Annotated in this window: 23 protein-coding genes; 9 read left to right on the forward strand and 14 right to left on the reverse strand. The window is 63.3% G+C overall.

Annotation, left to right across the window (positions count from 1 at the left end):
* The first annotated feature begins 10 nt into the window (after positions 1-10).
* Positions 11-1,243 (forward strand): DUF3734 domain-containing protein, encoded by a 1,233-nt coding sequence (locus tag BC1002_RS05025; protein WP_013088984.1) that lies wholly within the window; start codon positions 11-13, stop codon positions 1,241-1,243.
* 163 nt (positions 1,244-1,406) lie between these two features.
* On the opposite strand, the gene BC1002_RS05030 is transcribed toward BC1002_RS05025, so the two are convergent.
* On the reverse strand, positions 1,407-2,606 hold the full coding sequence (locus tag BC1002_RS05030) for an amino acid aminotransferase (RefSeq protein WP_013088985.1): 1,200 nt from the start codon (positions 2,604-2,606) through the stop codon (positions 1,407-1,409).
* A 446-nt stretch (positions 2,607-3,052) separates the two neighbouring features.
* Here BC1002_RS05030 and uvrB point away from each other — a divergent pair, with 446 nt between their 5' ends.
* The 5 genes from uvrB (at position 3,053) to BC1002_RS05055 (ending at position 8,769) form a co-directional block, all read left to right on the forward strand.
* A complete protein-coding gene (gene uvrB / locus BC1002_RS05035) occupies positions 3,053-5,146 on the forward strand; it encodes an excinuclease ABC subunit UvrB (RefSeq protein ID WP_013088986.1) in 2,094 nt (697 codons plus the stop codon).
* A gap of 343 nt (positions 5,147-5,489) precedes the next feature.
* Positions 5,490-6,038, forward strand: a complete 549-nt coding sequence (locus tag BC1002_RS05040) for an iron transporter (RefSeq protein ID WP_013088987.1) — start codon at positions 5,490-5,492, stop codon at positions 6,036-6,038.
* A gap of 112 nt (positions 6,039-6,150) precedes the next feature.
* Positions 6,151-6,483, forward strand: a complete 333-nt coding sequence (locus BC1002_RS05045; RefSeq protein WP_013088988.1) for a cupredoxin domain-containing protein — start codon at positions 6,151-6,153, stop codon at positions 6,481-6,483.
* A 34-nt stretch (positions 6,484-6,517) separates the two neighbouring features.
* Complete coding sequence (locus BC1002_RS05050; RefSeq protein WP_013088989.1) at positions 6,518-7,363, forward strand: FTR1 family iron permease; 846 nt, start codon at positions 6,518-6,520, stop codon at positions 7,361-7,363.
* Complete coding sequence (locus tag BC1002_RS05055; RefSeq protein WP_013088990.1) at positions 7,360-8,769, forward strand: 4Fe-4S binding protein; 1,410 nt, start codon at positions 7,360-7,362, stop codon at positions 8,767-8,769. The genes BC1002_RS05050 and BC1002_RS05055 overlap by 4 nt, the downstream gene beginning before the upstream one ends.
* A 292-nt stretch (positions 8,770-9,061) precedes the next feature.
* Here BC1002_RS05055 and hemP read toward each other — a convergent pair whose 3' ends face one another.
* The 4 genes from hemP to BC1002_RS05075 all read right to left on the reverse strand — a co-directional run bounded on the left by hemP (position 9,062) and on the right by BC1002_RS05075 (position 11,505).
* Entirely contained in the window at positions 9,062-9,322 is a 261-nt protein-coding gene (gene hemP, locus BC1002_RS05060; protein WP_013088991.1) for a hemin uptake protein HemP, read from the reverse strand.
* A gap of 186 nt (positions 9,323-9,508) precedes the next feature.
* Complete coding sequence (locus BC1002_RS05065) at positions 9,509-9,994, reverse strand: SRPBCC family protein (RefSeq protein ID WP_013088992.1); 486 nt, start codon at positions 9,992-9,994, stop codon at positions 9,509-9,511.
* An 86-nt stretch (positions 9,995-10,080) separates the two neighbouring features.
* The gene (locus BC1002_RS05070) at positions 10,081-10,479 is read right to left on the reverse strand and encodes an OsmC family protein (RefSeq protein ID WP_013088993.1); all 399 of its coding nucleotides are present in this window, start codon (positions 10,477-10,479) and stop codon (positions 10,081-10,083) included.
* 147 nt (positions 10,480-10,626) lie between these two features.
* Positions 10,627-11,505 carry a pirin family protein gene (locus BC1002_RS05075; RefSeq protein ID WP_013088994.1) on the reverse strand — a complete coding sequence of 293 codons (879 nt, stop codon included), beginning with the start codon at positions 11,503-11,505 and terminating at the stop codon, positions 10,627-10,629.
* A 122-nt stretch (positions 11,506-11,627) separates the two neighbouring features.
* Here BC1002_RS05075 and BC1002_RS05080 point away from each other — a divergent pair, with 122 nt between their 5' ends.
* Complete coding sequence (locus BC1002_RS05080) at positions 11,628-12,635, forward strand: LysR family transcriptional regulator (protein WP_013088995.1); 1,008 nt, start codon at positions 11,628-11,630, stop codon at positions 12,633-12,635.
* Positions 12,636-13,062: 427 nt separating this feature from the next.
* On the opposite strand, the gene BC1002_RS05090 is transcribed toward BC1002_RS05080, so the two are convergent.
* The 9 genes from BC1002_RS05090 to BC1002_RS05130 all read right to left on the reverse strand — a co-directional run bounded on the left by BC1002_RS05090 (position 13,063) and on the right by BC1002_RS05130 (position 20,724).
* Positions 13,063-13,482, reverse strand: a complete 420-nt coding sequence (locus BC1002_RS05090; RefSeq protein WP_013088997.1) for an ExbD/TolR family protein — start codon at positions 13,480-13,482, stop codon at positions 13,063-13,065.
* 16 nt (positions 13,483-13,498) lie between these two features.
* Positions 13,499-14,230: a MotA/TolQ/ExbB proton channel family protein gene (locus tag BC1002_RS05095; RefSeq protein ID WP_013088998.1), complete on the reverse strand. Its 732-nt coding sequence runs from the start codon at positions 14,228-14,230 to the stop codon at positions 13,499-13,501.
* A gap of 28 nt (positions 14,231-14,258) precedes the next feature.
* Positions 14,259-15,002 (reverse strand): energy transducer TonB, encoded by a 744-nt coding sequence (locus BC1002_RS05100; RefSeq protein WP_013088999.1) that lies wholly within the window; start codon positions 15,000-15,002, stop codon positions 14,259-14,261.
* Between the two features lie 326 nt (positions 15,003-15,328).
* On the reverse strand, positions 15,329-15,586 hold the full coding sequence (locus BC1002_RS05105; RefSeq protein ID WP_013089000.1) for a (2Fe-2S)-binding protein: 258 nt from the start codon (positions 15,584-15,586) through the stop codon (positions 15,329-15,331).
* Positions 15,587-15,735: 149 nt separating this feature from the next.
* Positions 15,736-16,623, reverse strand: coding sequence for a glutamate racemase (murI, locus tag BC1002_RS05110; RefSeq protein ID WP_013089001.1), 888 nt, complete (start codon positions 16,621-16,623; stop codon positions 15,736-15,738).
* Positions 16,624-16,788: 165 nt separating this feature from the next.
* Positions 16,789-17,268 carry a bacterioferritin gene (gene bfr / locus BC1002_RS05115; protein WP_013089002.1) on the reverse strand — a complete coding sequence of 160 codons (480 nt, stop codon included), beginning with the start codon at positions 17,266-17,268 and terminating at the stop codon, positions 16,789-16,791.
* Positions 17,269-17,472: 204 nt separating this feature from the next.
* On the reverse strand, positions 17,473-18,996 hold the full coding sequence (locus tag BC1002_RS05120) for a fumarate hydratase (protein WP_013089003.1): 1,524 nt from the start codon (positions 18,994-18,996) through the stop codon (positions 17,473-17,475).
* A 49-nt stretch (positions 18,997-19,045) separates the two neighbouring features.
* Positions 19,046-19,657, reverse strand: coding sequence for a TIGR00645 family protein (locus tag BC1002_RS05125; protein WP_083788675.1), 612 nt, complete (start codon positions 19,655-19,657; stop codon positions 19,046-19,048).
* A gap of 164 nt (positions 19,658-19,821) precedes the next feature.
* Positions 19,822-20,724: a DMT family transporter gene (locus tag BC1002_RS05130; RefSeq protein ID WP_013089005.1), complete on the reverse strand. Its 903-nt coding sequence runs from the start codon at positions 20,722-20,724 to the stop codon at positions 19,822-19,824.
* Between the two features lie 472 nt (positions 20,725-21,196).
* On the opposite strand from BC1002_RS05130, the gene acs reads away from it, so the two are divergent.
* Both acs and BC1002_RS05140 read left to right on the forward strand, forming a co-directional pair.
* Positions 21,197-23,179, forward strand: a complete 1,983-nt coding sequence (gene acs / locus BC1002_RS05135; protein ID WP_013089006.1) for an acetate--CoA ligase — start codon at positions 21,197-21,199, stop codon at positions 23,177-23,179.
* A 157-nt stretch (positions 23,180-23,336) separates the two neighbouring features.
* Complete coding sequence (locus tag BC1002_RS05140; RefSeq protein WP_013089007.1) at positions 23,337-23,765, forward strand: DUF4212 domain-containing protein; 429 nt, start codon at positions 23,337-23,339, stop codon at positions 23,763-23,765.
* Positions 23,766-23,767 lie beyond the last annotated feature (2 nt).

Consider the following 23,767-nt stretch of genomic DNA (forward strand, 5'->3'; position numbering starts at 1 on the left):
GGGGCGGCCCATGGCGCAACGCAATCTGAAGCGGGCGCGCGTGGGCGTGTCCGGCGACGGGGAGGGCGCGGGTCCGGCGGTTGCCGCCCGCTCGCGCCGGCACCTCCGGTTGCCCAACTACGAAACCGTCGCGCTGATGCTGCAAGGCGGTGGCGCGCTCGGCGCCTATCAGGCCGGCGTCTTTCAGGGACTTTACGAAGCCGGCATCGAACCGAACTGGATCGCCGGAATTTCGATCGGTGCGCTGAATACCGCGATCATTGCGGGCAATCCGCCGGAACGACGCGTCGAGCGTCTGCTGCAGTTCTGGGAGACGATCTGCCAGCCGGCGTTCGGACCGCCGTTGCCCGCTCCGGTCGAACACGCGCTGTTCAATTCGAGCGAAGCGGTGCGCAAGGCATTTACGGCAGCACAGGCAATGAGCGCGATCGTCGAAGGGCAAAAGGGCTTTTTCGTGCCGCGTTTTCCGCCGCCGTTGCCCACGGTGTCCGGTCCGCCGCAATTGGCGAGCTACTACGACACCACGCCGCTGAAGGCCACGCTCGAGTCGCTGTGTGATTTCGACCGGATCAATTCCGGGGAAATACGCGTGTCGGTGGGCGCGGTGAATTGCGGCACGGGCAATTTTGCGTACTTCGACAATACGCACACCACGCTCAGGCCCGAGCATTTCATAGCGTCGGGCGCGTTGCCGCCGGGCTTCGCGGCTGTCGAGATAGACGGACAGTTCTACTGGGACGGCGGCCTGATGTCGAACACGCCGCTCTACGAGGTGCTCCAGACCACGCCGCGTCGCGATACGCTCGCCTTTCAGGTCGATTTATGGAGCGCGATCGGGCCGGTGCCGGACAACATCACGGACGTGCAGGGGCGCATGAAAGACATCCAGTATTCGAGCCGTACGCGTCTCGTGACCGACATGCTGCAGCGCTCGCAGCGTTTCCGCCACGTACTGCGCGAGGTGCTGGACCGTGTGCCCGAAGAGCAACGCGACGATCCGTGGTGCAAGCTGGCCCAAGACCTGTCGTGCTCGAAGCGCTACAACGTGATTCACCTGATCTACCGGCACAAGGAATACGAAGGACATTACAAGGACTTCCAATTCGGTCTGTCGACGATGCGCGAGCATTGGCGAAGCGGTCTCGAAGATATTGTCCGTTCCCTCGAGCAGCCCGACTGGCTCGATATGCCGCAGAACGATGCCGGCTTCGTCACGCACGATATTCATCGGGACTCGCGCTGATTTCTGCGCAGACAGACCCGACGCGACGCCGGCAACGTCCTACGAACAGGCAGGCAGGCATGAAAAAACGGCGCCCTTTTCATAAAAGAGCGCCGTTTCGATAGACAGTTGCAGCGGTGAACCTGCTGCACTGGCGCGGCAAACCTCCGCGCCGTGAATCGCCTTACTTCAGCACGTGAGCAATCGCGTTGGCGACGACGTCGAGATTGCGCGTATTCAGCGCAGCCACGCAGATACGGCCGGTGCTGACCGCATAGATGCCGAACTCTTCGCGCAGACGATCCACTTGCGGTGCCGTCAGACCCGAGTACGAGAACATGCCGCGCTGTGCGTTCACGAAGCTGAAGTCACGATCGACACCGCTCGCCTTCAGGCGTTCGACGAGACCGTTACGCATTGCGCGGATACGGTCGCGCATTTCGCCCAGTTCGCTTTCCCACGTCGCGCGCAGTTCCGGCGACGCGAGCACGGCCGCGACCACCGAGCCGCCGTGCGTCGGCGGGTTCGAGTAGTTGGTGCGGATCACGCGCTTCAGTTGCGACAGCACGCGCGCCGCTTCTTCCTTGCTCGAGGTGATGATCGACAGTGCGCCGACACGCTCGCCGTACAGCGAGAACGACTTCGAGAACGACGACGACACGAACACGTTCAGTTCCTGCGCCGCGAACAGACGCACGGCTGCCGCGTCCGCTTCGATGTTGTCGCCGAAGCCCTGGTAGGCGATATCGAGGAACGGCACGAGGTTGCGCGCCTTGACGACCTCGACGACCTGCTTCCACTGTTCGACGCTCAGGTCGACGCCGGTCGGGTTGTGGCAGCACGCGTGCAGCACGACGATCGTGCCCGCCGCATAGCTGTTCAGCGCGTTCAGCATGGCGTCGAAGTTCACGCCGTGCGTCTGCGCGTCATAGTACGGATACGATTCGACGACGAAGCCCGCGCCTTCGAACAGCGCGCGATGGTTTTCCCAGCTCGGGTCGCTGATCGCGACCTTGCTGTTCGGGTTCACGCGCTTCAGGAAGTCCGCGCCGATCTTCAGCGCGCCCGTGCCGCCCAGCGCCTGCGCCGTGACGACGCGGCCGGCCGCGATCAGCGGCGAGTCGTTGCCGAGCAGCAGCTTTTGCACGGCGGCATCGTAAGCGGCGATACCTTCGATCGGCAGATAGCCACGCGGCAGCGCGGCATCGACGCGGGCCTTTTCCGCCTCGCGCACGGCGCGCAGCAGCGGGATCTTGCCTTCTTCATTGAAGTACACGCCAACCCCGAGGTTGACCTTGGTGGCGCGCGTATCGGCGTTGAAAGCTTCGTTCAGGCCCAGAATCGGGTCGCGGGGAGCTAGTTCGACGGCGGAGAACAGAGACATGATGGGTGGGCAGCAGTAGTAAAAAGAGGGCGGCTTCGCGCGCGGGAGGCCTCATATGGAGCGTCGGCGGCATTTCGGGCGTGCGGCGTGAGTTCGACGAAACGCGAAAATCAGGGACGGCCTATGGACAGCGGCGAGCGAGCGCAACTTCGCATTGTAACGAATCTGGGCGCTTTTTTCGGACGACCGGATGGCCAAAAGGCAATTATTTGCTTGAAAAACAGGCACTGGGGGGCCATGTGGCAGTATGGAATTCGAGCGGACGGCGCGCGGTGGACCGCGCGCGCGTGCCGAGGTGCGCTGTCCTTCGCCGCGCGTACGTCCGCAAGGGGCCATAACAGATAGTCGCCTGCACGCCCCAGTGCAGCCCTACGTAACCCCGCTCGATCTTCGCTTTCAGCAACCCGTTAGAATGATTCTTTGCTCAAGGCCCGGTGCCGCCCCTCATGTCCGAACACCATCTGACTGAAGCCGACGATACGCTCGACGAATCCAAATTCATCACGTTCGAAGGTTCGCCGTTCAAGCTCTACCAGCCGTATCCGCCCGCCGGCGACCAGCCCACGGCCATCGAGACGCTCGTCGAGGGCGTCGGCGATGGTCTCGCGTTCCAGACGCTGCTCGGCGTGACCGGCTCCGGCAAGACCTTCACGATGGCCAACACGATCGCGCGGCTCGGCCGCCCGGCGATCGTTTTCGCGCCGAACAAGACGCTCGCCGCGCAGCTGTACTCGGAGTTCCGCGAGTTCTTTCCACGCAACGCGGTCGAGTACTTCGTCTCGTACTACGACTACTACCAGCCGGAAGCGTATGTGCCTCAGCGCGATCTGTTCATCGAGAAAGACTCGTCGATCAACGAGCATATCGAGCAGATGCGGCTGTCGGCGACCAAGAGCCTGATGGAGCGGCGCGACGTCGTGATCGTCGCGACGGTGTCGGCGATTTACGGTATCGGCAATCCGTCCGAATACCACCAGATGATCCTGACGCTGCGCACCGGCGACCGGCTCGGCCAGCGCGACGTCATCGCGCGGCTGATCGCGATGCAGTACAGCCGCAACGAAGCCGACTTCCAGCGCGGCTCGTTCCGTGTGCGCGGCGACACGATCGATATCTTCCCGGCCGAGCACGCCGAGATGGCGGTGCGCGTCGAGCTGTTCGACGACGAAGTCGAAACGCTGCAGCTGTTCGATCCGCTCACCGGCCGCGTGCGGCAGAAAATTCCGCGCTTTACGGTGTATCCGTCGTCGCACTACGTGACGCCGCGCGACACCGTGCTGCGCGCGGTCGAAACGATCAAGGCCGAACTGCGCGACCGGCTCGAGTTCTTCTATAGCGAAGGCAAGCTCGTCGAGGCGCAGCGGCTCGAGCAGCGTACCCGCTTCGACCTTGAAATGCTGCAGGAGCTCGGATTCTGCAAGGGCATCGAGAACTATTCGCGGCACTTCTCTGGCGCGGCGCCGGGCGAGCCGCCGCCGACGCTCGTCGATTACCTGCCGCCCGACGCGATCATGATGCTCGACGAATCGCACGTGTTGATCGGCCAGCTGAACGGCATGTACAACGGCGACCGTGCGCGCAAGGAAAATCTCGTCGACTACGGCTTCCGGCTGCCGTCGGCGCTCGACAACCGGCCGCTCAAGTTCAACGAGTTCGAGCGCAAGATGCGCCAGGTTGTGTTCGTGTCGGCGACGCCCGCCGATTACGAAAAGAAGACGTCGGGGCAGGTTGCCGAACAGCTGGTGCGCCCGACCGGCCTCGTCGACCCCGAGATCGAGGTGCGGCCGGCCCGCAGCCAGGTCGACGACGTGCTCGGCGAGATCAACGAGCGCATCAAGGCCGGCGACCGCGTGCTGGTCACGACGCTGACCAAGCGGATGGCCGAGCAGCTCACCGAGTTTCTGGCCGACCATGGCATCAAGGTGCGCTATCTGCACAGCGACATCGACACGGTCGAGCGCGTCGAAATCATCCGCGATCTGCGTCTCGGCGCGTTCGACGTGCTGGTCGGTATCAACCTGCTGCGCGAGGGTCTCGATATTCCCGAGGTGTCGCTGGTCGCGATTCTCGACGCGGACAAGGAAGGCTTCCTGCGCGCCGAGCGTTCGCTGATCCAGACCATCGGCCGGGCGGCGCGTAACGTGAACGGCAAGGCGATCCTGTATGCGGACAACATCACCGACTCGATGCGCCGCGCGATCGACGAAACCGAGCGGCGCCGCGCGAAGCAGATCGCGTTTAACGCCGCGCACGGCATCACGCCGCGTGGCGTCGTGAAACGGATTCGCGACATCATCGACGGCGTGTACAACGTCGACGAAGCGCGCGCCGAGTTGAAGGAGCAGCAGACCCGCGCGAAATTCGAGGACATGTCCGAGAAGCAACTCGCCAAGGAAATCAAGCGCCTCGAAAAGCAGATGATGGAGCACGCGAAGAATCTCGAGTTCGAGAAGGCCGCGCAGACTCGCGACCAGCTGGCGCTGCTACGTCAGCGCGTGTTCGGCGCGAACGTCGGCGATCACGTGGCGGGCGTCGACTAATCGACGTTTCGTTCCATCGCCTTTGTCCACCATGAAAGGGCGCGGCCATTCGCCGCGCCTGTTCGCATTGGCCGGCACTTAAGCTCCCGCGGGAGCCGTCGAAATGGTCACTTTGACGGTGACGAATTCCATCCCTGCTTCCCAGCCACACAAAGATTTTTCTTAAGCGAACCTTAAGACCATGCTGGCATGAGGCCAAGCGCACTAACAGGTTTGTTCTCACCAGCGATCGATGATAAACTCAACCAATATTGAGAATGGTTCGCATTTAAATTTACATCTGTCTTGCGACCGCCGTATTTCAATGAGATCGATTCCAGTCTGATAAAAACAAGGAGCATCAATGCGGATTTCTTCCTTTGTGCGCGGTGGCGCGGCAGCGGTAGCCGTGGTCGCGGCGCTGTCGGCCTCGGCCGCCGAATATCCGATCGGCAAGCAGCAGATTCAGGGTGGCATGGAAATCGGTGTGGTCTACCTGCAGCCGATCACGATGGAGCCCGAAGGCATGATGCGCAAGGCGTCGGATTCGGACATCCATCTCGAGTCCGACATTCACGCGGTCAAGAACAATCCGACGGGTTTCGCCGAAGGCGACTGGATGCCTTATCTGCAGGTGCGCTACGAACTGACGAAGGCCGGCTCGAACCAGCCATTGAAGGGCGACCTGATGGCGATGGTCGCGAACGACGGTCCGCACTACGGCGACAACGTCAAACTGCAAGGCCCGGGCAAGTATCACCTGAAGCTGATCGTCGAACCGCCGATGCAGACGGGCCACATGGCGTTCGGCCGCCACGTCGACAAGGAAACTGGCGTCGGTCCGTGGTTCAAGCCAATCACGCTCGAATATGACTTCACCTTCGCTGGCATCGGCAAGAAGGGCGGTTATTGATCGGCGTGCGGCGCCAACGCGGTCGCTCAACGTATCAGTTAATGCAGCAGACGGCGCGCGGACGGTCGGTGTGATACCCGGCGTCGGCGCGTCGCGTTTTCCGGAAAGGGCAATGGGAATCAACCGAAAGATCACGATGCTTGCCGCCACGTTTTGCCTGGCGGCCACGGCTCACGCAGCCGATCTGCCGACCTTCAAGCTCGAAATGAACGACGGCAAGCTGAACCCGGCCCGCATCGAAGTGCCCGCGGGGCAGCGTATCAAGATCGAAGTGCGTAACACCGGCAAGGGCGCGGCCGAATTCGAAAGCGTGCAGTTGCGTAAAGAGAAGGTGCTGGCGCCGGGCGCCGATTCGTTCGTCGTGATCGCTCCGCTGGAGCCGGGCGAATACAAGTTTTTCGACGACTTTCATCAGCAGGCGCAGGGCGTGATCGTCGCGAAGTGAAGTGGGCAGTAGAAGGATCGAAGGGAGAGCTTGAATGGGTCAGATTCTGTTCATCGTGTGGCGGGAAAGTGTCGAGGCGCTGCTGGTCGTCGGCATCCTGTACGCGTGGTTGAAAAATGGCGACGACGACGCGCGCCGCGGCCTGCCGTACCTGTGGGGCGGCCTGGCGGCCGGCGTGATCGCGGCGGTCGCGCTCGGCGCGGCGCTGGTCGGCTTCACCGAGGTGCTCGCCGGTGACGCGCAGGATTACTTCCAGACGGCGATGGTGCTCATCGCCTGCGTGCTGATCGTGCAGATGGTGCTGTGGATGAAGCAGCACGGCCGCACGCTGAAGCGCGACATGGAACAGTCGCTGCAAAAGAGCAAGCGCGATTCGAACTGGTGGGGCGTCGCGCTGCTGGTCGCACTGGCGATCGCGCGCGAAGGCAGCGAAACGGTGATCTTCCTGTACGGCTTGGGCTTTGGCCAGTCGGGTCATGTCGACGGCAGCCAGATGCTCGCTGTCGCGATCGGTCTTGCGCTCGCGTTCCTGACCTTCTACGTGTTGCAGCTCGGCGGCAAGATCATCTCGTGGCGGCTCTTTTTCCGCGTCACCGAAATCATGCTGCTGTTCCTCGGTGCGGGGCTGTTCCAGACCGGCATCGACAAGCTGATCGACAAGGAAATCCTGCCGACGCTCGTCGACCAGCTGTGGAATTCGTCGGCGATCCTCGATGATTCGAGCACCTTCGGCTCGCTCGTCGCGACGCTGACCGGCTACCGCGCGCATCCTGCACTGATGAATCTGCTTGCCTATGCCGTGTACTGGGCGGTCGTTTATCTGCTGGTGCGCCGCGCTACTCGCAAGCCCGCGCGACAAACAGCAGGGCGCGCGGCATGAGCGCCGTGATGGCTTCGCGGCCTGGCCGCCTCGCGGCGGTCGGCCAGTGGATGCAGCGCCATGGCGCGGTGATTCGTGGCATCCAATGGGTCGTGGTCGCGGTGTACGCGTTCCTGATCATCGCGCCCGCGCTGATGCCGCTGCCGGACGATACCGCGCATCTATGGAGCAACCTGACACTCGCCGCGCAGTTCGTGTTCTGGGGCATCTGGTGGCCGTTCGTGCTGCTGTCGATGGTGATGCTCGGCCGCGTCTGGTGCGGCGTGCTGTGCCCGGAGGGCGCGCTCGCCGAGTTCGCGAGCAAGTTCGGGCGCGGCCGCGCGATTCCGCACTGGATGCGCTGGGGCGGATGGCCCTTCGTCGCATTCGGCATCACGACGATCTACGGTCAGATGGTGAGCGTCTACCAGTATCCGAAAGCGGTATTGCTGGTGCTCGGCGGCTCGACTTTCGCGGCGATCGTGATAGGTCTGCTGTACGGTCGCGAGAAGCGCATCTGGTGCAAATACCTGTGCCCCGTCAACGGGGTTTTTTCGCTTCTGGCGCGCCTCGCGCCGTTTCACTACAAGGTCGACGAGGACGCGTGGCGCCGTTCGTACACGAACGGCGAGCACGGGCACCGGGTGATTCCGATCAACTGCGCGCCGCTCGTGCCGTTGCGCAACATGAAGGGCGCGGCCGACTGCCATATGTGCGGCCGCTGCAGCGGACACCGTGATGCGATCGCGTTGACGTGGCGCAAGCCTTCGACGGAAGTCGTGCAGTTGGGCGACAAAAAGGCGAATCCGTGGGACACCGCGCTGATCCTGTATGGCCTGCTCGGCATCGCGATCGGTGCGTTCCACTGGACCGCGTCGCGCTGGTTCATCGACCTGAAGATGTTCGCGGCGACCTGGCTCGTCGATCACGACATCACGTGGCCGCTCGACACCAACGCGCCGTGGTTCCTGTTCACGCATTACCCTGATCAGAACGACGTGTTCTCGTGGCTCGACGGCTCGCTGCTGATCGGCTACATCCTCGCGACGGCGCTCGTCTACGGTACCGCGCTGCTGCTGTTGCTGACGGGCGCGACGCGCATGCTCGGGCGCTTCAACGCAACGCGGTTGCATCATTTGACGCAGGGGCTGATTCCGATCGCAGGCGCGGGCGTATTCCTCGGTTTGTCGGCGACGACGCTGTCACTGCTGCGCGCCGAGCACGTGTCGCTGTGGTGGGCGTCGGATCTGCGCATCGCGATTCTCGTGATTGCCAGCGCATGGAGTGCATGGCTCGCGTGGCTCGTCACGCGTCGCTATAGCGAGCGCTTCGTGCCGCGTGCGCTGGCGATGCTGTGGTTCGTCGCGGCGCTGGCGGTCGTCAATAGCGCGTGGTGGCTGATGTTCTGGGGCTGGGCGTCGAAGTAAGTCTTTGGCCTGTGTTCGGTGCGAACGCGGGCGCAAGCGCAAAGAAAAAGCCGTGGGATGGTGACATCCCACGGCTTTTTCTTTTTCATCTTCAGCGTTGTGCGCCGTTGTGCGCATCCGCTTTCGAGTGAGAACCAAAAAAAACGGCCTGGCTTGCTGCGACGGCTGGCTTGGTGTCTGCACGAAGGGGTCTAGTTCTCGCGTGCAAGCCGTCGTGGCTGGCTAATGCCTAACACCTCTCGCGGAGGTGGTCCCCACAATACCCGGTACTTACTTCGTTCGTGTTGCGTTGCTACTTCGTCAGGATCAGCTTGCCGAGGCGCGTCGCTCGTAGCTGGTACGTCTCGCCGTTGTGCACGATGCTGATGTGACTATGGCCTTGCAGCAGCGCGTCGCTGCGCACCACCCGTTCCGCAGTCGCGCTCTGGCCGGCGGTGCGTTCGGCGGTGGGCTTCGCTGCAGGCGCGGTCGTCGTCGACGGCTTCGGCCGGCTGGCTAGCGCGGCCGCTGAGCGGCGCAGGCTCAGCGTGGTGGAGCGAGTCATATCGGTCATTCGTTCTAGCTTGTTCGTCGATTCGATGGGAGGATTCTAAATGATAACTATTCCTATTTACAAGGCCGAGAAATTGATCGGATTCGACTTCTGATAGCTGAATGAAATGTGTGGCTAGACGACGACCTTGGGGGCCATCCTGGACATGGCCCCGCGACGGCGCGGGCAGCGCGCCCGCGCAGTTTCTCAGTGCAACGGTCCCGGTTCCTGTCTGGTCGCGACGTACTGGCGGATCAGCCGCACCGTATCGATATCGTTCTCGCGATACGCGGACTTGACGATCTCCTGCGTCCGCACGGCGTCCTGATCGGTCGTCGAGACGGGCAGCGTGGTCGCGTACTCGAAGCGCAGGAACAGCTGCAGCTCATCGGGTTGCTCGATCGTCATCGTCAATGAGCCGCCGACGTGTTCCGCGGTCGGCAGGATGTCGTAGCGCACGCTGTCGCTTTCCTGCAGCGTGACGCGATCGCGCACGGTGGCCTGGCCGTAGTGCAACTCACGCTCGAGCACGTTGCCGTCGCGCGACAGGATCGTGCAGCTGTCGAGGCCCATCACGAACAGTTGCGGCTGCTCGGCGCGCAGCACAAGGCCTTCCCACAGCTGCTCGCGAGTCATCGATTCGACGAGGGGATTCAACGGATCGTTGATCTGAATGAGATGTTCGAAATTCAAGTCGACTGCGTCCTATGAAAATATTGCAATGCCCGTGGCCCGAACGGGCGACGTCCGACCGTCCTATGCATCGTCTGGTGCGCCTGTTAAGCGACGGCGAGCGCGGAGCGGATCGAAATCGTGTGCGTGAGGATTTTGTGCACCGGGCATGCATTGGCAATTTGCAAAAGCCGTTCCCGCTGCTCGTCGGACAGTTCGCCATCGAGCATGATCTGACGGTCGATCGTAGAGCCCGCGTTGCCGGTTTCCATCGACAGTTTGACCCGTACGCCCGCGAGCGGCCAGCCTTTGCGCTGCGCATACATCTTCAGCGTGATCGACGTGCACGCGCCGAGGCTCGACAGCAGCAGCGAGACCGGTGTCGGGCCGCGGTCGCCGCCGCCTAGCGATTCGGGTTCGTCGGCAATCCATGTGTGCTTGCCGTCGTCGAACACGACCTGGAAATTCGTCGAACCGATGTGGGCGGTGACGGTGGGTTCTGCCATGCGCGCTCCTGTGATAGCGATCATATTGGGTCGCGCGGCTCGGACCGTTGCAAGCAACGCGGCTCGCGCGACATGAGCCGATATTGTGACCGAATTTACCGGTGTTCGCGCCCCGAGAGGGGCGATCTGGCGGCGCGCGTTAGCCGGTCAATGCGTGATCGCGCCCATCCGCCCGGCCTGATAGTCGACCACCGCCTGACGGATCTCGTCCTCGGTATTCATCACGAACGGGCCATAGCGCACCACCGGCTCCTTCAGCGGCACGCCGCCGAGCAGCAGCACTTCGAGCGGTTCGTCGCCGGCAGTGATGGTCACCGTGTCGCCGTCGTTGGCGAACACGACCATCGTGCGCGCGTCGATGTCGGCGCGCGCGTCGCCTTCGCCATACACGCCCTTGCCGGACAGCCCATACGCGAACGCGCGATAGTCGGTCGGCACCGGCTGGCGGATCGTCGCGCCCGGCTGCAGCGAGAAATGCTGATACAGGATCGGCGTACGCGTCTCGATCGCGGCCTTGACGCCGAGCGCTTCGCCCGCGATGACCTTGACGCGCACCTGGCCGTCTTCGGACGTCGCGACCGGAATGCGTGTCGACGGGATCTCCTGATAGCGCGGTGCGATCATCTTGTCGCGACGCGGCAAGTTCACCCACAACTGCAGGCCGTGCACGCGGCCGCCGGTGCGCGTGAATTCCGGGTCCGGCATTTCGCTATGCACGACGCCCGCGCCCGCGGTCATCCACTGGACGTCGCCGGCGTGCAGCGTGCCCGAATGGCCCGCCGAGTCCTTGTGGCCGAACTGGCCTTCGAGCACATACGTGACCGTCTCGAAGCCGCGATGCGGATGATCGGGCGCGCCGATGGCCTCGCCCGGCGCATAGTCGATCGGCCCCATTTCGTCGAGCAGCAGGAATGGATCGAAGTCCATCAAGAGACGCGTCGGAAACGGCCGATGAACGATGAATCCGCCGCCTTCCACCGTGCGAACCGACGGAAACGTGCGTTCGATCGTGCGTGACGTAGTCATCAATATCACCTCGAAAAATGGGGAATAGCGTTATTTCTGAAACATGGAGCTATTATAGGGACCGTTTTTCGCGGTGCCAGCCGCCTCCCAGCAATGGATTGTTCTGTTCATGGAACGATGAGATGAAGATCGATTCACACAACCTGAACGACCTGATGTACTTTTCGCAGGTCGTCGAACATGGCGGATTTTCGGCCGCCGAGCGGGTCTTGGGCATCTCGAAGTCGCGCCTGTCGCGCCGGCTCACGGAGCTGGAGGCGTCACTCGGCGTGCGGCTGTTGCAGCGTTCCACTCGCAAGCTCGCGCTGACTGAAGCGGGGCAGCTGTTCTACCAGCATTGTCAGGCGATGCTCAGCGAAGCGCAGGCGGCGGTCAATGTCGTGCAGCAATTGCGCTCGTCGCCGCGCGGCACGGTGCGCGTCAGCGTTCCGGTCACGATCTCGCAGACGATTCTGTCGACGATCCTGCCGGAATTCATGCACCGCTATCCGGAGGTGCGCGTCGTGATGCGCGTGACCAATCGCGTGGTCGATCTGTTCGAGGATTCGATCGACGTCGCGTTGCGTGTGCGTTCCGATCCGCCGGAAAACGCGAACATCGTCGTGCGGCCGCTGTGGCGCACAGAGCAGATGCTGGTCGGCGCGCCGAGTCTGCTGCAGCAGAATGCGCCGCCGCTCACGCCGGCCGACCTGAACCGCTTCGAAACACTCGACGTGCCGACGAGCGACGGCCGCCACGTGTACAACCTGATCTCGCCCGACGGCACACGCCATGCTCACGAGCACGAGCCGCGCCTCGTGACCGCGGATCTGATGACGATCCGCGAGGCGGTGCTGGCCGGCGTCGGCATCGCCGCGTTGCCTGAGATGATGTATGGCGCCGCGTTGAGGGCAGGGCTGTTGTCACCCGTGATGCCGGGCTGGAGTTTTCCGACGCCGCAGTTGTACGCGGTGTTCGTATCGCGTCAGGGGATGGTGCCGGCCGTGCGCGCGTTCGTCGATTATCTGGTCGAGATGCTCGATCCGGATGAAGGTAAGCACATCATGGGCGAGTGTCCTGCGCACGGCAACAAAACGATCGCGCAGGCATCGGTTGCGGCGGCGGCTCCCGTTGCGTCGACGGTGGTTTGATAAGCCGCTTGAGGAAACACAGGAGTCGCACGGTGCGCCGCGAGCCTGTATCGCGCTTCGCAAATCGCTTTTAGCATTTAAGCGTGGCCTGTTATGGTTACTTTCAATGGCCGTTTGCTTGAATGCGCGCGCGCACAGGCATATAGTGAAATCCCTTTCGCTAAGGAGTCTCCTATGCGAAAACTCATGGCCGCTATCATAGCGGGCCTGATAGGGCTGACCGCGTTGTCCGTGTCGACCACGGCCCTCGCATGCGGTGATAAAAGCTATCAGTCTTCGGCCGATGGCAAATGATCCCGCCGCCCGAAGGCGCCGAGCGCGCACAAAAAAGGCCTTCATCCGACGATGAAGGCCTTTTACTTTCTGGCCGTCTTTCAACGGGTATTTCGCGTGGACGAGCGTACTGCTTCGCGTGCCACGCTACCCGTTACTTCGCTTTGGGCTGCGTGACGAAACCAATCTTCGTCAGTCCGCCGGCCTGCGCGGCGGACATCACCTGAGCGACCTTCTCGTACGGCACCTTGCGGTCCGCATCGAGATGCAGTTCCGGCTGCGGGCTTGCCTGCGCGGCCGCGGCGATCTTCGCGGCGAGCGCCGCCTCGTCGACCTTGGTGCTGTCCCACAGCACGTTGCCGTCCGCGTCGATCGACACCGTCACCTGCGCGGGCTTCGTGTCTTCCTTCTGACTGCTTGCGTGCGGCAGGTCGATCTTTACCGCGTGACGGATCACCGGAATCGTCACCATGAAGACGATCAGCAGAACCAGCATCACGTCGACGAGCGGCGTCATGTTGATCTCGTTCATCAGGCCGTCGTCATCGTCTCCGGCGAAAGGGCTCATTGCCATCGGAATGCCTCGTCGATCAGTTGGCGCGGGTCGCGAGACGCAGGCCGTCGCCGCGTTTGGTCGACGACAGACGCGCACCGGTTACGAAGAACGCATGCAGGCCGTGCGCGAAGCGGCTCAGCTTCGCGACGATCGCCTTGTTGGCGCGCGTCAGCGCGTTGTAGCCGAGCACCGCCGGAATCGCGACGAACAGACCGAACGCGGTCATGATCAGCGCTTCGCCGACCGGACCGGCGACCTGATCGATCGACGACTGGCCGCTCGCGCCGATCGCGAGCAGCGCGTGATAGATGCCCCACACGGTGCCGAACAGGCCGACGAACGGCGCGGTGCTGCCGATCGACGCGAGAATCGCGAGACCGCTCTGCATGCGCGCGACGCTTTCGTCCATCGTGTCCTTCAGGCAGCGCGTGATCCAGTCCGACACGTCCATGCGGTCATGCAGATGCGGCTGCGTCTGGTGGTGATGGTCAGCCGCTTCCTGGCCCGACAGCGCGAGTGCGAGGAACGGGTTGTCATGCGGCGTCGAGGCGCCGCCGCCGAGCTTTTTCACGCCGTCTGCGAGGTCGTCCGAATGCCAGAACGCCTGCTCGGCGTTCTTCGTCAGGCGCTTCAGGCGCACCACATTCCACCCTTTGACGACGATCACGCTCCACGACATCACCGACATTATCAACAGCGCGAGCGCGATACCGCGCGTCACGAAATCCCCTTGCGCCCACACGTGCGCCAATCCATAGTTTTGCATCGCGATTCCTTGTTTTTGAAAGCTTGCTTCAGTCGGTCAGATTGAAGTTGAAAGGCTGGGTAAAAGCGGCCCGAATCGGTTGGCCGTTCTCGAGGTAAGGCTTGCAGGCGCTGGCGTGCACGGCCGCGACGGCGGCGTCGTCGAGCCGGCTAAAGCCGCTGCTCTTCGCCAGTTCGATGTTTTCGAGCTTGCCGCTCAGGCCGATGACGAACCGCACGGACGCGGTGCCGGTCTCGTGACGGCGCTTTGACAGCGTCGGGTAATCCGGCTGCGCGATATTGCACTCGACGTGCGACACGTTTTTCGGCGCGCTGACCTCCATCGTCGGCTTGCCGATCGCGGGTGCTGCCGCGGCGGGCGGCGTCGCCGGCGCGGTGGGCGCGGGCGGTGTCGGATCTGGCGCGGCGACTGGCGTCGGCGACGGCGCATCGGCTTGCTGCAACGGAGTCGGAGTGGGAGTCGGCTTGGGCGTCGGAGCCGGTTTCGGCTGGACTTTCGGCTTCGTATGGACGGGCGGCGTCGGCTGGGGCGGCGGCGGAGCGAGCGATTGCAGCGCGACCGGCGCGGCGACCGGTGCGGGCGGCAGCAGTTCGGCGGTCATCACGCGCGATTCGAGCGCGACCTGCACAGGCTCGTGACGCAGCGTCATGATCATGGCGAGCAGCGCGACGTGAACCACGGCGACCACGGCGGTGGCCGTCAGCGCGCGGGAATTTGGTCGGGTGGACGACGCCAGCGGGGCGCCTGCGGTAACGGGGTGCGGAGCCTGCATGGTCAGTGTGGCAGCACACCGTTCGGGCGGCGCGTCGGACAGGACATCGTCATGTTCGGAAAATCAGCAGCGAAATGAACAAAGTAGTCACGAAACCAATCAGCAATTCCATCTCGAGCTCCTTTCGAAGGGAGAAGGGGTAGCTGGCTGGTACGAATACTGGCTTGCTGACGGCAGTGGGATAACGCGGTACGGCGGACTGTACTGCGGTTTTGTTGCAGACATGCGGCACTTTCAATGTCGCATTAAGCGTTACATTAAACGTGCATGAAGCATAGGGGCTTGGGAAACACCGACACGGCTTGCACCGCGCCCCGCTAGCTAATTCAGGCTGCCTTGCGCTCGTAGAACGTGACTTGCATGACTTCGGCGACGCTCTGCACCTGTTGATGACGCTCGACTACGCCACAACGGCTCGCGCATACGCCGCTTTGCAGCATCACGTCGCGCACGGATTCCTCGCATTTGCCGCAGCACGAGGCGACGCCGAGTTCAAACTGCAACTCGTCGAACGAGTCGATGCCGTCCGCAATCGAGGAGCGGATTGTGCGGTCGGAAACGGATTTGCAGACACAGACGATCATGGCAGGCGTCATAGCTAACGTTAATGCGAATTATTATCATTTTGTTTGGTTCGTTTGGCAAGCGTCCTGTGCGATTTTTTGTAACAAAACCAGCCGCTTAGAATGGATTTTGTCGGCAGACAGGGCGACGCGCGTGCCGGATGCCGGCTCTAGGCGGCGCGGGAATCCGATGCGGCAGTGCGGCGGGACGGTATCGACACCTGCTCGACCGCAGCCTCGATCTGCAGCAGTGTGGCAGCCAGTTGCTGCTGATGGATGCCGTCGTCGGTGGAGTAGAAGCGCGGCAGCGGCGTGCTTGCGGCTGGCGTGGCGGCGCGCAGGCCGTGTTGCTCGAGCACGCGTTCGAGCTGACGCGCGATCGCCACGCTCGTGTCGATCAGTGCGAGCCGCTCGCCGACGATGTCTCGGATCGCCGCGTCGAGAAACGGGTAATGGGTGCAGCCGAGCACCAGCGTGTCGGCGCCAGCGTCGAGCATTGGTTGCAGGTAGCTGCGCAGCAGCGCGCGTAGCTCGGCGGAGCCGACGTCGCAGCGCTCGACCGCCTGCACGAGCCCGTGACCGGGCTGGCACAGAAAGCGGCAATCGGCGGCGTAGCGTTCGAGCAGCCCCTGGAAGCGGGCGCTGCGCAACGTCGCCTGGGTCGCCAGCACGCCGGCGACGCGGCTTTTCGATTGCAGTGCCGCGGGCTTGACGCCCGGTTCGACGCCGACCAGCGGAATCGGCAGCTTTTCGCGCACCAGCGCGATCGACTGCGCGGTCGCCGTATTGCACGCGACCACGAGCGCCTTCGCGCCTCGTGCGGCGAGCCATTCGCCGATGGCTAGCGTGCGGTCGGTGATGAAGTCATCGTCGCGCTCGCCATAGGGCGCGTACAGCGAATCCGCGACATACAGCAGCGCCTCGTCAGGCAGTTGCGCGCGCACCGCACGCAGCACCGACAGTCCGCCGAGCCCCGAATCGAAAATTCCGATCGGCGCCAGCGACGCGGCACCAGCGGCAACACTGCGGACAGTCGGGGACGGCGCGGGAACGGGCATAGACGAAGGAAACGAGCGTGACGTGGCGGTCGAAGAAACAGGCGGAACCAAGGGCGAAGAGCCAGCAAGCGCGCAAGTATATCGCCCACGCGGTGCGGTCCGGCGCGAATGCCTGCCGGGCAGGTATCGGGCCGCAACCGCGCGGGATGCTTCAACGTGCCTCGATCACGACTCGACCGAGCCCATCGCGCTTTGCTGGTAGTTCTGGATACCGACCTTATCGATCAGATCGAGCTGGGTTTCGAGCCAGTCGATGTGCTCTTCGGTGTCGTCGAGAATCTTCGTGAAGATTTCGCGCGAGATGAAATCGCGCACCGATTCGCAGTAGGCAATCGCCTCCTTGCAGGTGCTTTGCGAAACCTGTTCGAGCTTCAGATCGCATTCGAGGATCTCTTTGGTTTCCTCACCGATCAGCAGCTTGTGCAGGTCCTGCAGATTCGGCAGACCGTCGAGCATGAAGATCCGTTCGATCAGCATGTCGGCGTGCTTCATTTCGCCGATCGACTCGTCGTACTCGTGCTTGCCGAGCTTATCGAGGCCCCAGTGGCCGTACATCCGCGCATGCAGGAAGTACTGGTTGATCGCGGTCAGCTCGTTCTTCAGCTGCGCGTTCAGATATTCGATGACCTTCTTGTCGCCTTGCATGTTATTTCCTTTTTCGGAGACCTTGAATTTCCAACAACAATAAACGCCATGCCCAAAAAAGCCAAGAATCCGACACAACTTTTGGCGCCGTTCGCGGCCTCGAACAGACGGCGCCTCGCGTATGCACGATGCGCGGCAAAAAAAAAAGCCGGGACAGCGGCCCCGGCTTTTTCGACTGATCTGAGTGGCGCTGATTGCGACTCATCAAGCCGTGGCGACCGGAATCTTGCCGATCTTGGCCTGCCATTCCTTCGGGCCGGTCTGGTGCACGGAGGTGCCGTTCGAATCGACGGCGACCGTGACCGGCATATCCTGCACGTCGAACTCGTAGATCGCTTCCATGCCGAGGTCTTCGAACGCGAGCACCTTCGCGCTGCGGATCGCCTTCGACACGAGGTACGCGGCGCCGCCGACAGCCATCAGATACGCGGCCTTGTGCTTCTTGATCGCCTCGATCGCGACCGGGCCGCGCTCGGCCTTGCCGATCATCGAAATGAGGCCCGTTTGCGCGAGCATCGTCTCGGTGAACTTGTCCATCCGCGTCGCGGTGGTCGGGCCCGCCGGGCCGACCGCTTCGTCGCGCACCGGATCGACCGGGCCGACGTAGTAGATCACGCGGTTGGTGAAGTCGACCGGCAGCTTCTCGCCCTTCGCGAGCATGTCGGCGATGCGCTTGTGCGCGGCGTCGCGGCCCGTCAACATCTTGCCCGACAGCAGCAGCGTCTGGCCCGGCTTCCAGCCGGCCACTTCTTCCGGCGTCAGCGTGTTCAGGTCGACGCGCTTGCTGGTTTCCGTGTTCGGTTCCCAGTGCACCTTCGGCCATGCGTCGAGCGACGGCGCTTCGAGCTTGGCGACGCCCGAACCGTCGAGCGTGAAGTGCGCGTGGCGGGTCGCCGCGCAGTTCGGGATGATCGCGATCGGCTTGGACGCGGCGTGCGTCGGCGCGGCCATGATCTTCACGTCGAGCACAGTGGACAGACCACCGAGGCCCTGCGCGCCGATACCGAGCGCGTTGACCTTCTCGTGCAACTCGACGCGCAGCTCTTCGATCCAGTCCTTGGGGCCGCGTGCGATCACGTCCTGAATGTCGATCGGGTCCATCAGCGATTCCTTCGCCATCACCATCGCTTTTTCAGCGGTGCCGCCGATGCCGATGCCGAGCATGCCCGGCGGGCACCAGCCGGCGCCCATCGTCGGCACGGTCTTCAGAATCCAGTCGACGATCGAGTCCGACGGGTTCAGCATCGCGAACTTCGACTTGTTCTCCGAGCCGCCGCCCTTGGCCGCGACCTGCACGTCGACGGTGTTACCCGGCACGATCTCGTAGTGGATCACGGCCGGCGTGTTGTCCTTGGTGTTCTTGCGCGCGCCTTCAGGCGGGCTCACGATCGATGCGCGCAGCACGTTGTCCGGGTTCAGGTAACCGCGGCGCACGCCTTCGTTGATCATGTCGGTGACGCTCATCGTGGCGCCGTCCCAGCGCACGTCCATGCCGACCTTAACGAACACCGTGACGATGCCGGTGTCCTGGCAGATCGGGCGCTTGCCTTCGGCGCACATGCGGCTGTTGGTCAGGATCTGCGCGATTGCGTCCTTCGCGGCCGGGCTCTGTTCGAGCTCGTACGCGCGGCCGAGCGCTTCGATGTAGTCGAGCGGATGGTAGTAGCTGATGTACTGCAGCGAATCAGCGATGCTCTGGATCAGGTCTTCCTGTTTGATGACGGTCATGGCTAGCTCAGTGGGGAGGCGCTTGTTGTCGGATCGCAGCGCGGTGCGGTCAGTCTTGCGCCTTCAGGGGAGTGGAAACCTTGATGCCGCCCACGGCGTGCAATGCCGCGGGCTCTTCGAAATGTTTGGGATGCGTGTGCGTGGTAAGGCGGTCGACGAACGCCATCACGAGCGCGGAAACGAGGAACGTGACGTGGATGATCACCTGCCACATGATCGTGTGCGTCGTGTTCTGGTCGGGGCTGATGAAGGTCTTCAGCAGATGGATCGACGAGATGCTGATCAGCGCCATCGACAGCTTCACTTTCAGCACGCCGGCATTCACGTGATCGAGCCATTCCGGTTCGTCGGGATGACCGTCGAGGCCGAGGCGCGACACGAACGTTTCATACCCGCCGATGATCACCATGATCAGCAGGTTGGAGATCATCACCACGTCGATCAGACCCAGCACGACGAGCATGATGCTGGTTTCGTCGAGCTTCATCGCGTCCGAGACGAGATGCCAGACTTCCTTCAGGAATAGCACGACGTAGACTGCCTGCGCGACGATCAGTCCGAGATATAGCGGAACCTGCAGCCAACGGCTCATGAATACCAGGTGGGGCAGCGCGCGCATAGGGCGGCGCGGACGGGCGGAGGCGGGTCGCGGAGCGGACATAGGCAACGGTCAGATGAAGCGGGGGTGACGGAACACGGGCCACGCGCCGACGGCAGTGCGGGGGCGGCCATCGAAGGATCGCGGGACTCGCGTCGGGCGCCGTATTGTACAGCGTCGGTCGGATCTGCTGCTCTGCGGCGGGCAGCGAGCCTGCCACACCGGAATTACGATGCGACCGGCGGCACGCTGCGCGCCTTCAGGCTCGCGAGGCCGATACCGGCGACCACGCAGGCAAGCGCGATGCCGTGCGGGAGCGTGGGCCGCTCGCCGAGGAACACGATGCCGTAGAGCGCCGCGGCGACCGGCAGCACCGCGCTGAACACGCCGGCGAGACTGCCGGGCACGTGACGGATGCCTTTCATCCACAGCCAGAACGAGAAGATGCTGGCCGACAGCCCGTACCAAAGAACCAGCATCCAGACGCTCGATGGCACCGCGCGATAGTCGAAATGCGCGAGCGCGCCGGCGCCGAGCGGCAGCATCAGCAACAGGCCGAACAGATGCGTGTACGTGCAGATGTCGATCGGCGCGAGCGTCTGCGTGAGGCGGCGCGACAGGATGATGTACAGCGATTCGCAGCACACGGCGCCGAGCACCATGAAGTTGCCCGCGAGCGAACCGGTGCTGGCCGTCGCAGCCTCGCCCGCCTCGACGTGCGCGACATTGATGACGACGACGCCGACGATCGCCAGCACGATCGACGCGAGCGCGCGGCCATCCGGCCGCTCCTTGAGGATCAGCCACGACAGCAGCGCGACGACCGCCGGAATCGTGCTCGTAATCACACCGGCCGCGACCGCGCTGGTGCGCGCGACGCCGTTGAGCATCAGCAGCGTGAAGCCGAAGGTGCCGAAAAACGCTTGCAAAAACAGGTTGATCCATTCGTCGCGTTTGACGCGGCGCAGTTTGGTCGCGCGCAGGAGCGGCCATAGCACGGCCATCGCGATCACGAAACGCAGCAGCGCGAACAACGGGACGGGGACGAAGGCGACGATCGATTTACCGATTCCGACATTGCTGCCGACCAGCAGCATCGAGGTAATCAGAAGCAGGGCGTAGCGATTCAAGCTGGAATCCGGACGGCTAGTTCAGTTAGCATTGTAAGAGGCCGTGCCAGAGAGCGTAAGTGTGCGAAAGCGGGCGACCTGGCGGTGCATCGAGTTCGCATTAACGGCATGCGGTGTGCTGCGGCTGAACATGGCACGCTCGATAGAACGGGCGATCTTTTCCGCGCGGATCTCGTCTGATCAACGCGCAAGCGCCTCGATGGCTCGCCCGATCTAAGGGTTTTCGCTTGTAGATCAACACGATGCGCGTAAGTGGCCGGTAAGTTGCGGCGCTTAAGGTTGAACCTTGACGCGGGTTAGGGGGCGAGCAGGGCGCCCGCATGCACGGATGTTGCGATGCCGCACGCACACGCGTTTGACGGCATTGCGAGGTGGGAGACAGCGCCGCTCGTGGCGGCTCGAACAGGATAAGGCGCGCGCGACGCGCGCCGGTACAGGTTTTACGTTTTTCATCTTCACCAAGGGGTTGTCGATGTCTGCGATTGAATCGGTTCTTCAGGAACGCCGCGTTTTTCCGCCCTCCGCTGACACGGCGAAGGGTGCCACTATCTCCGGCATGGACGCGTACCGGGCGCTCGCCGCCGAAGCGGAGCGCGACTACGAAGGCTTTTGGGGGCGTCTTGCGAAGGAGACGCTAAGTTGGCACAAGCCATTCACGAAGGTGCTCGACGAGTCGAAGGCGCCGTTCTACACGTGGTTCGAAGACGGCCAGCTGAACGCGTCGTATAACAGCATCGACCGTCACGTCGAGGCCGGCAACGGCGGGCGCGTCGCGATCGTGTTCGAAGCCGACGACGGCACCGTCACCAACGTCACCTATCAGGATCTGCTGCAACGTGTATCGCGCTTCGCGAATGCGCTGAAAAAGCGCGGCGTGAAGAAGGGCGACCCGGTCGTCATCTATATGCCGATGTCGATCGAGGCCATCGTCGCGATGCAGGCGTGCGCGCGCATCGGCGCGACGCACTCGGTCGTGTTCGGCGGCTTCTCGTCGAAGTCGCTCAACGAGCGGCTCGTCGACGTCGGCGCGGTCGCGCTGATCACGTCCGACGAGCAGATGCGCGGCGGCAAGGCCTTGCCGCTGAAGAACATCGCCGACGAAGCGCTCGCGCTCGGCGGCTGCGAAAAGGTCAAGAGCGTGATCGTGTACCAGCGCACCGGCGGCAAGGTCGCGTGGGACGCGGCGCGCGACCTGTGGATGCACGAACTCACGCAGGGCGAGTCGGACCAGTGCGCGCCCGAATGGGTCGACGCCGAGCATCCGCTCTTCATCCTTTATACGTCGGGCTCGACCGGCAAGCCGAAGGGCGTGCAGCACAGCACCGGCGGCTATCTGCTGTGGGCCGCGCAAACGCTGAAGTGGACCTTCGACTGGCGCCCGTCCGACGTGTTCTGGTGTACCGCCGACATCGGCTGGATCACCGGCCATAGCTACATCACGTACGGACCGCTGACGCTCGGCGGCACCCAGGTCGTGTTCGAAGGCGTACCGACCTATCCGGACGCCGGGCGCTTCTGGCAGATGATCGCGAAGCACAAGGTCACGTTGTTCTATACGGCACCGACTGCGATCCGCTCGCTGATCAAGGCCTCCGAGGCCGACGCGAAAGTGCATCCGAAGAGCTACGACCTGTCGACGCTGCGCATCATCGGCACGGTCGGCGAACCGATCAATCCGGAAGCGTGGGTGTGGTACTACGAGAACGTCGGCGGCGGCCGTTGTCCGATCGTCGATACATGGTGGCAGACCGAGACCGGCGGCCACATGATTGCGCCGATGCCGGGCGCGACGCCGCTCGTGCCGGGTTCTTGCACGCTGCCTGTGCCGGGCATCATGGCCGCGGTCGTCGACGAAACGGGCCAGGACGTGCCGAACGGGCAGGGCGGCATTCTGGTGGTCAAGCGTCCGTGGCCGGCGATGCTGCGCAACGTGTGGGGCGATCCGGACCGCTACAAGAAGAGCTACTTCCCCGAGGAGCTCGGCGGCAAGCTTTATCTCGCCGGCGACGGCGCGGTGCGAGATAAGGAAACCGGCTACTTCACGATCATGGGCCGCATCGACGACGTGCTGAACGTGTCGGGCCATCGACTCGGCACGATGGAGATCGAGTCGGCGCTGGTCGCCAATCCGCTCGTCGCGGAAGCTGCCGTGGTGGGCCGCCCCGATGCGACGACCGGCGAGGCGGTATGCGCGTTCGTCGTGCTCAAGCGTGCGCGTCCGCAAGGCGAAGAGGCCGTCAAGCTCGCGAACGAACTGCGCAACTGGGTCGGCAAGGAGATCGGTCCTATCGCGAAACCGAAGGACATCCGCTTCGGCGAGAACCTGCCGAAGACGCGTTCGGGCAAGATCATGCGTCGTCTGTTGCGCTCGCTCGCGAAGGGAGAGGAGATCACGCAGGACGTGTCGACGCTGGAGAACCCGGCGATTCTCGACCAGCTCGGCGAGTCGATTTAAAGCGTTGTAACCGGGTCTGCGCGGCCCGCGGCGGTGTGTCGATCGACACACTTGCGGGCGTGCCGCGCGGAGCCGAGATTCGAGCGGGCGGCCTGCATCGCGGCGTTGCGCGGACAATCCTAATTGCTTCGCCGTTGCCTTTTTGATACATAGGCGCATGGCCGCGCCGCACCTATCCTCCCATGCTACGTTGAACCCCCCGCCCGAACCGCCACCGGTCTCGGTGGCGATGGCGCTCGCGCATCGCAAGTACTGGCGTTTCAACCTCGCGCTGATCGCGGTGCTGATGACGCTTGGCTTCTTCGTCTCCTTCGTCGTGCCATTGCTGGCGCCCACGCTCGCGCGGTTGCGCGTCGGCGGCTTCAGCCTGCCGTTCTACTTTGGCGCGCAGGGCGCGATCCTGATCTACCTCGCGTTGATCGTCGTCTATATCGTGCTGATGCAGCGCGCCGATCGTCAGTTGCAGCGCGCGTTCGAAGCGGATTCGCAGCGCGATGCCGCAAGCGGTCCCGCCGCGGATTCCACCCGCGACGCGAACGATGATGTCAACGTGGACACGGACGCGCCGGCCGCGCGCGGACGCTGAGC

The sequence above is a fragment of the Paraburkholderia atlantica genome, assembly GCF_000092885.1.
GTDB lineage: Bacteria > Pseudomonadota > Gammaproteobacteria > Burkholderiales > Burkholderiaceae > Paraburkholderia > Paraburkholderia atlantica.

What these genes read in the sequence shown, in the direction of transcription:
- BC1002_RS05070 (WP_013088993.1), bottom strand. Translation starts at nt 10,479, where the DNA reads ATGGCAGAACCCACCGTCACCGCCCACATCGGTTCGACGAATTTCCAG.
- BC1002_RS05120 (WP_013089003.1), bottom strand. Translation starts at nt 18,996, where the DNA reads ATGACCGTCATCAAACAGGAAGACCTGATCCAGAGCATCGCTGATTCG.
- BC1002_RS05050 (WP_013088989.1), top strand. Translation starts at nt 6,518, where the DNA reads ATGGGTCAGATTCTGTTCATCGTGTGGCGGGAAAGTGTCGAGGCGCTG.
- BC1002_RS05055 (WP_013088990.1), top strand. Translation starts at nt 7,360, where the DNA reads ATGAGCGCCGTGATGGCTTCGCGGCCTGGCCGCCTCGCGGCGGTCGGC.
- hemP (WP_013088991.1), bottom strand. Translation starts at nt 9,322, where the DNA reads ATGACCGATATGACTCGCTCCACCACGCTGAGCCTGCGCCGCTCAGCG.
- BC1002_RS05025 (WP_013088984.1), top strand. Translation starts at nt 11, where the DNA reads ATGGCGCAACGCAATCTGAAGCGGGCGCGCGTGGGCGTGTCCGGCGAC.
- BC1002_RS05030 (WP_013088985.1), bottom strand. Translation starts at nt 2,606, where the DNA reads ATGTCTCTGTTCTCCGCCGTCGAACTAGCTCCCCGCGACCCGATTCTG.
- bfr (WP_013089002.1), bottom strand. Translation starts at nt 17,268, where the DNA reads ATGCAAGGCGACAAGAAGGTCATCGAATATCTGAACGCGCAGCTGAAG.
- BC1002_RS05095 (WP_013088998.1), bottom strand. Translation starts at nt 14,230, where the DNA reads ATGCAAAACTATGGATTGGCGCACGTGTGGGCGCAAGGGGATTTCGTG.
- BC1002_RS05075 (WP_013088994.1), bottom strand. Translation starts at nt 11,505, where the DNA reads ATGACTACGTCACGCACGATCGAACGCACGTTTCCGTCGGTTCGCACG.
- BC1002_RS05090 (WP_013088997.1), bottom strand. Translation starts at nt 13,482, where the DNA reads ATGGCAATGAGCCCTTTCGCCGGAGACGATGACGACGGCCTGATGAAC.
- murI (WP_013089001.1), bottom strand. Translation starts at nt 16,623, where the DNA reads ATGCCCGTTCCCGCGCCGTCCCCGACTGTCCGCAGTGTTGCCGCTGGT.
- acs (WP_013089006.1), top strand. Translation starts at nt 21,197, where the DNA reads ATGTCTGCGATTGAATCGGTTCTTCAGGAACGCCGCGTTTTTCCGCCC.
- BC1002_RS05125 (WP_083788675.1), bottom strand. Translation starts at nt 19,657, where the DNA reads ATGTCCGCTCCGCGACCCGCCTCCGCCCGTCCGCGCCGCCCTATGCGC.
- BC1002_RS05105 (WP_013089000.1), bottom strand. Translation starts at nt 15,586, where the DNA reads ATGATCGTCTGTGTCTGCAAATCCGTTTCCGACCGCACAATCCGCTCC.
- uvrB (WP_013088986.1), top strand. Translation starts at nt 3,053, where the DNA reads ATGTCCGAACACCATCTGACTGAAGCCGACGATACGCTCGACGAATCC.
- BC1002_RS05045 (WP_013088988.1), top strand. Translation starts at nt 6,151, where the DNA reads ATGGGAATCAACCGAAAGATCACGATGCTTGCCGCCACGTTTTGCCTG.
- BC1002_RS05140 (WP_013089007.1), top strand. Translation starts at nt 23,337, where the DNA reads ATGGCCGCGCCGCACCTATCCTCCCATGCTACGTTGAACCCCCCGCCC.
- BC1002_RS05100 (WP_013088999.1), bottom strand. Translation starts at nt 15,002, where the DNA reads ATGCAGGCTCCGCACCCCGTTACCGCAGGCGCCCCGCTGGCGTCGTCC.
- BC1002_RS05040 (WP_013088987.1), top strand. Translation starts at nt 5,490, where the DNA reads ATGCGGATTTCTTCCTTTGTGCGCGGTGGCGCGGCAGCGGTAGCCGTG.
- BC1002_RS05080 (WP_013088995.1), top strand. Translation starts at nt 11,628, where the DNA reads ATGAAGATCGATTCACACAACCTGAACGACCTGATGTACTTTTCGCAG.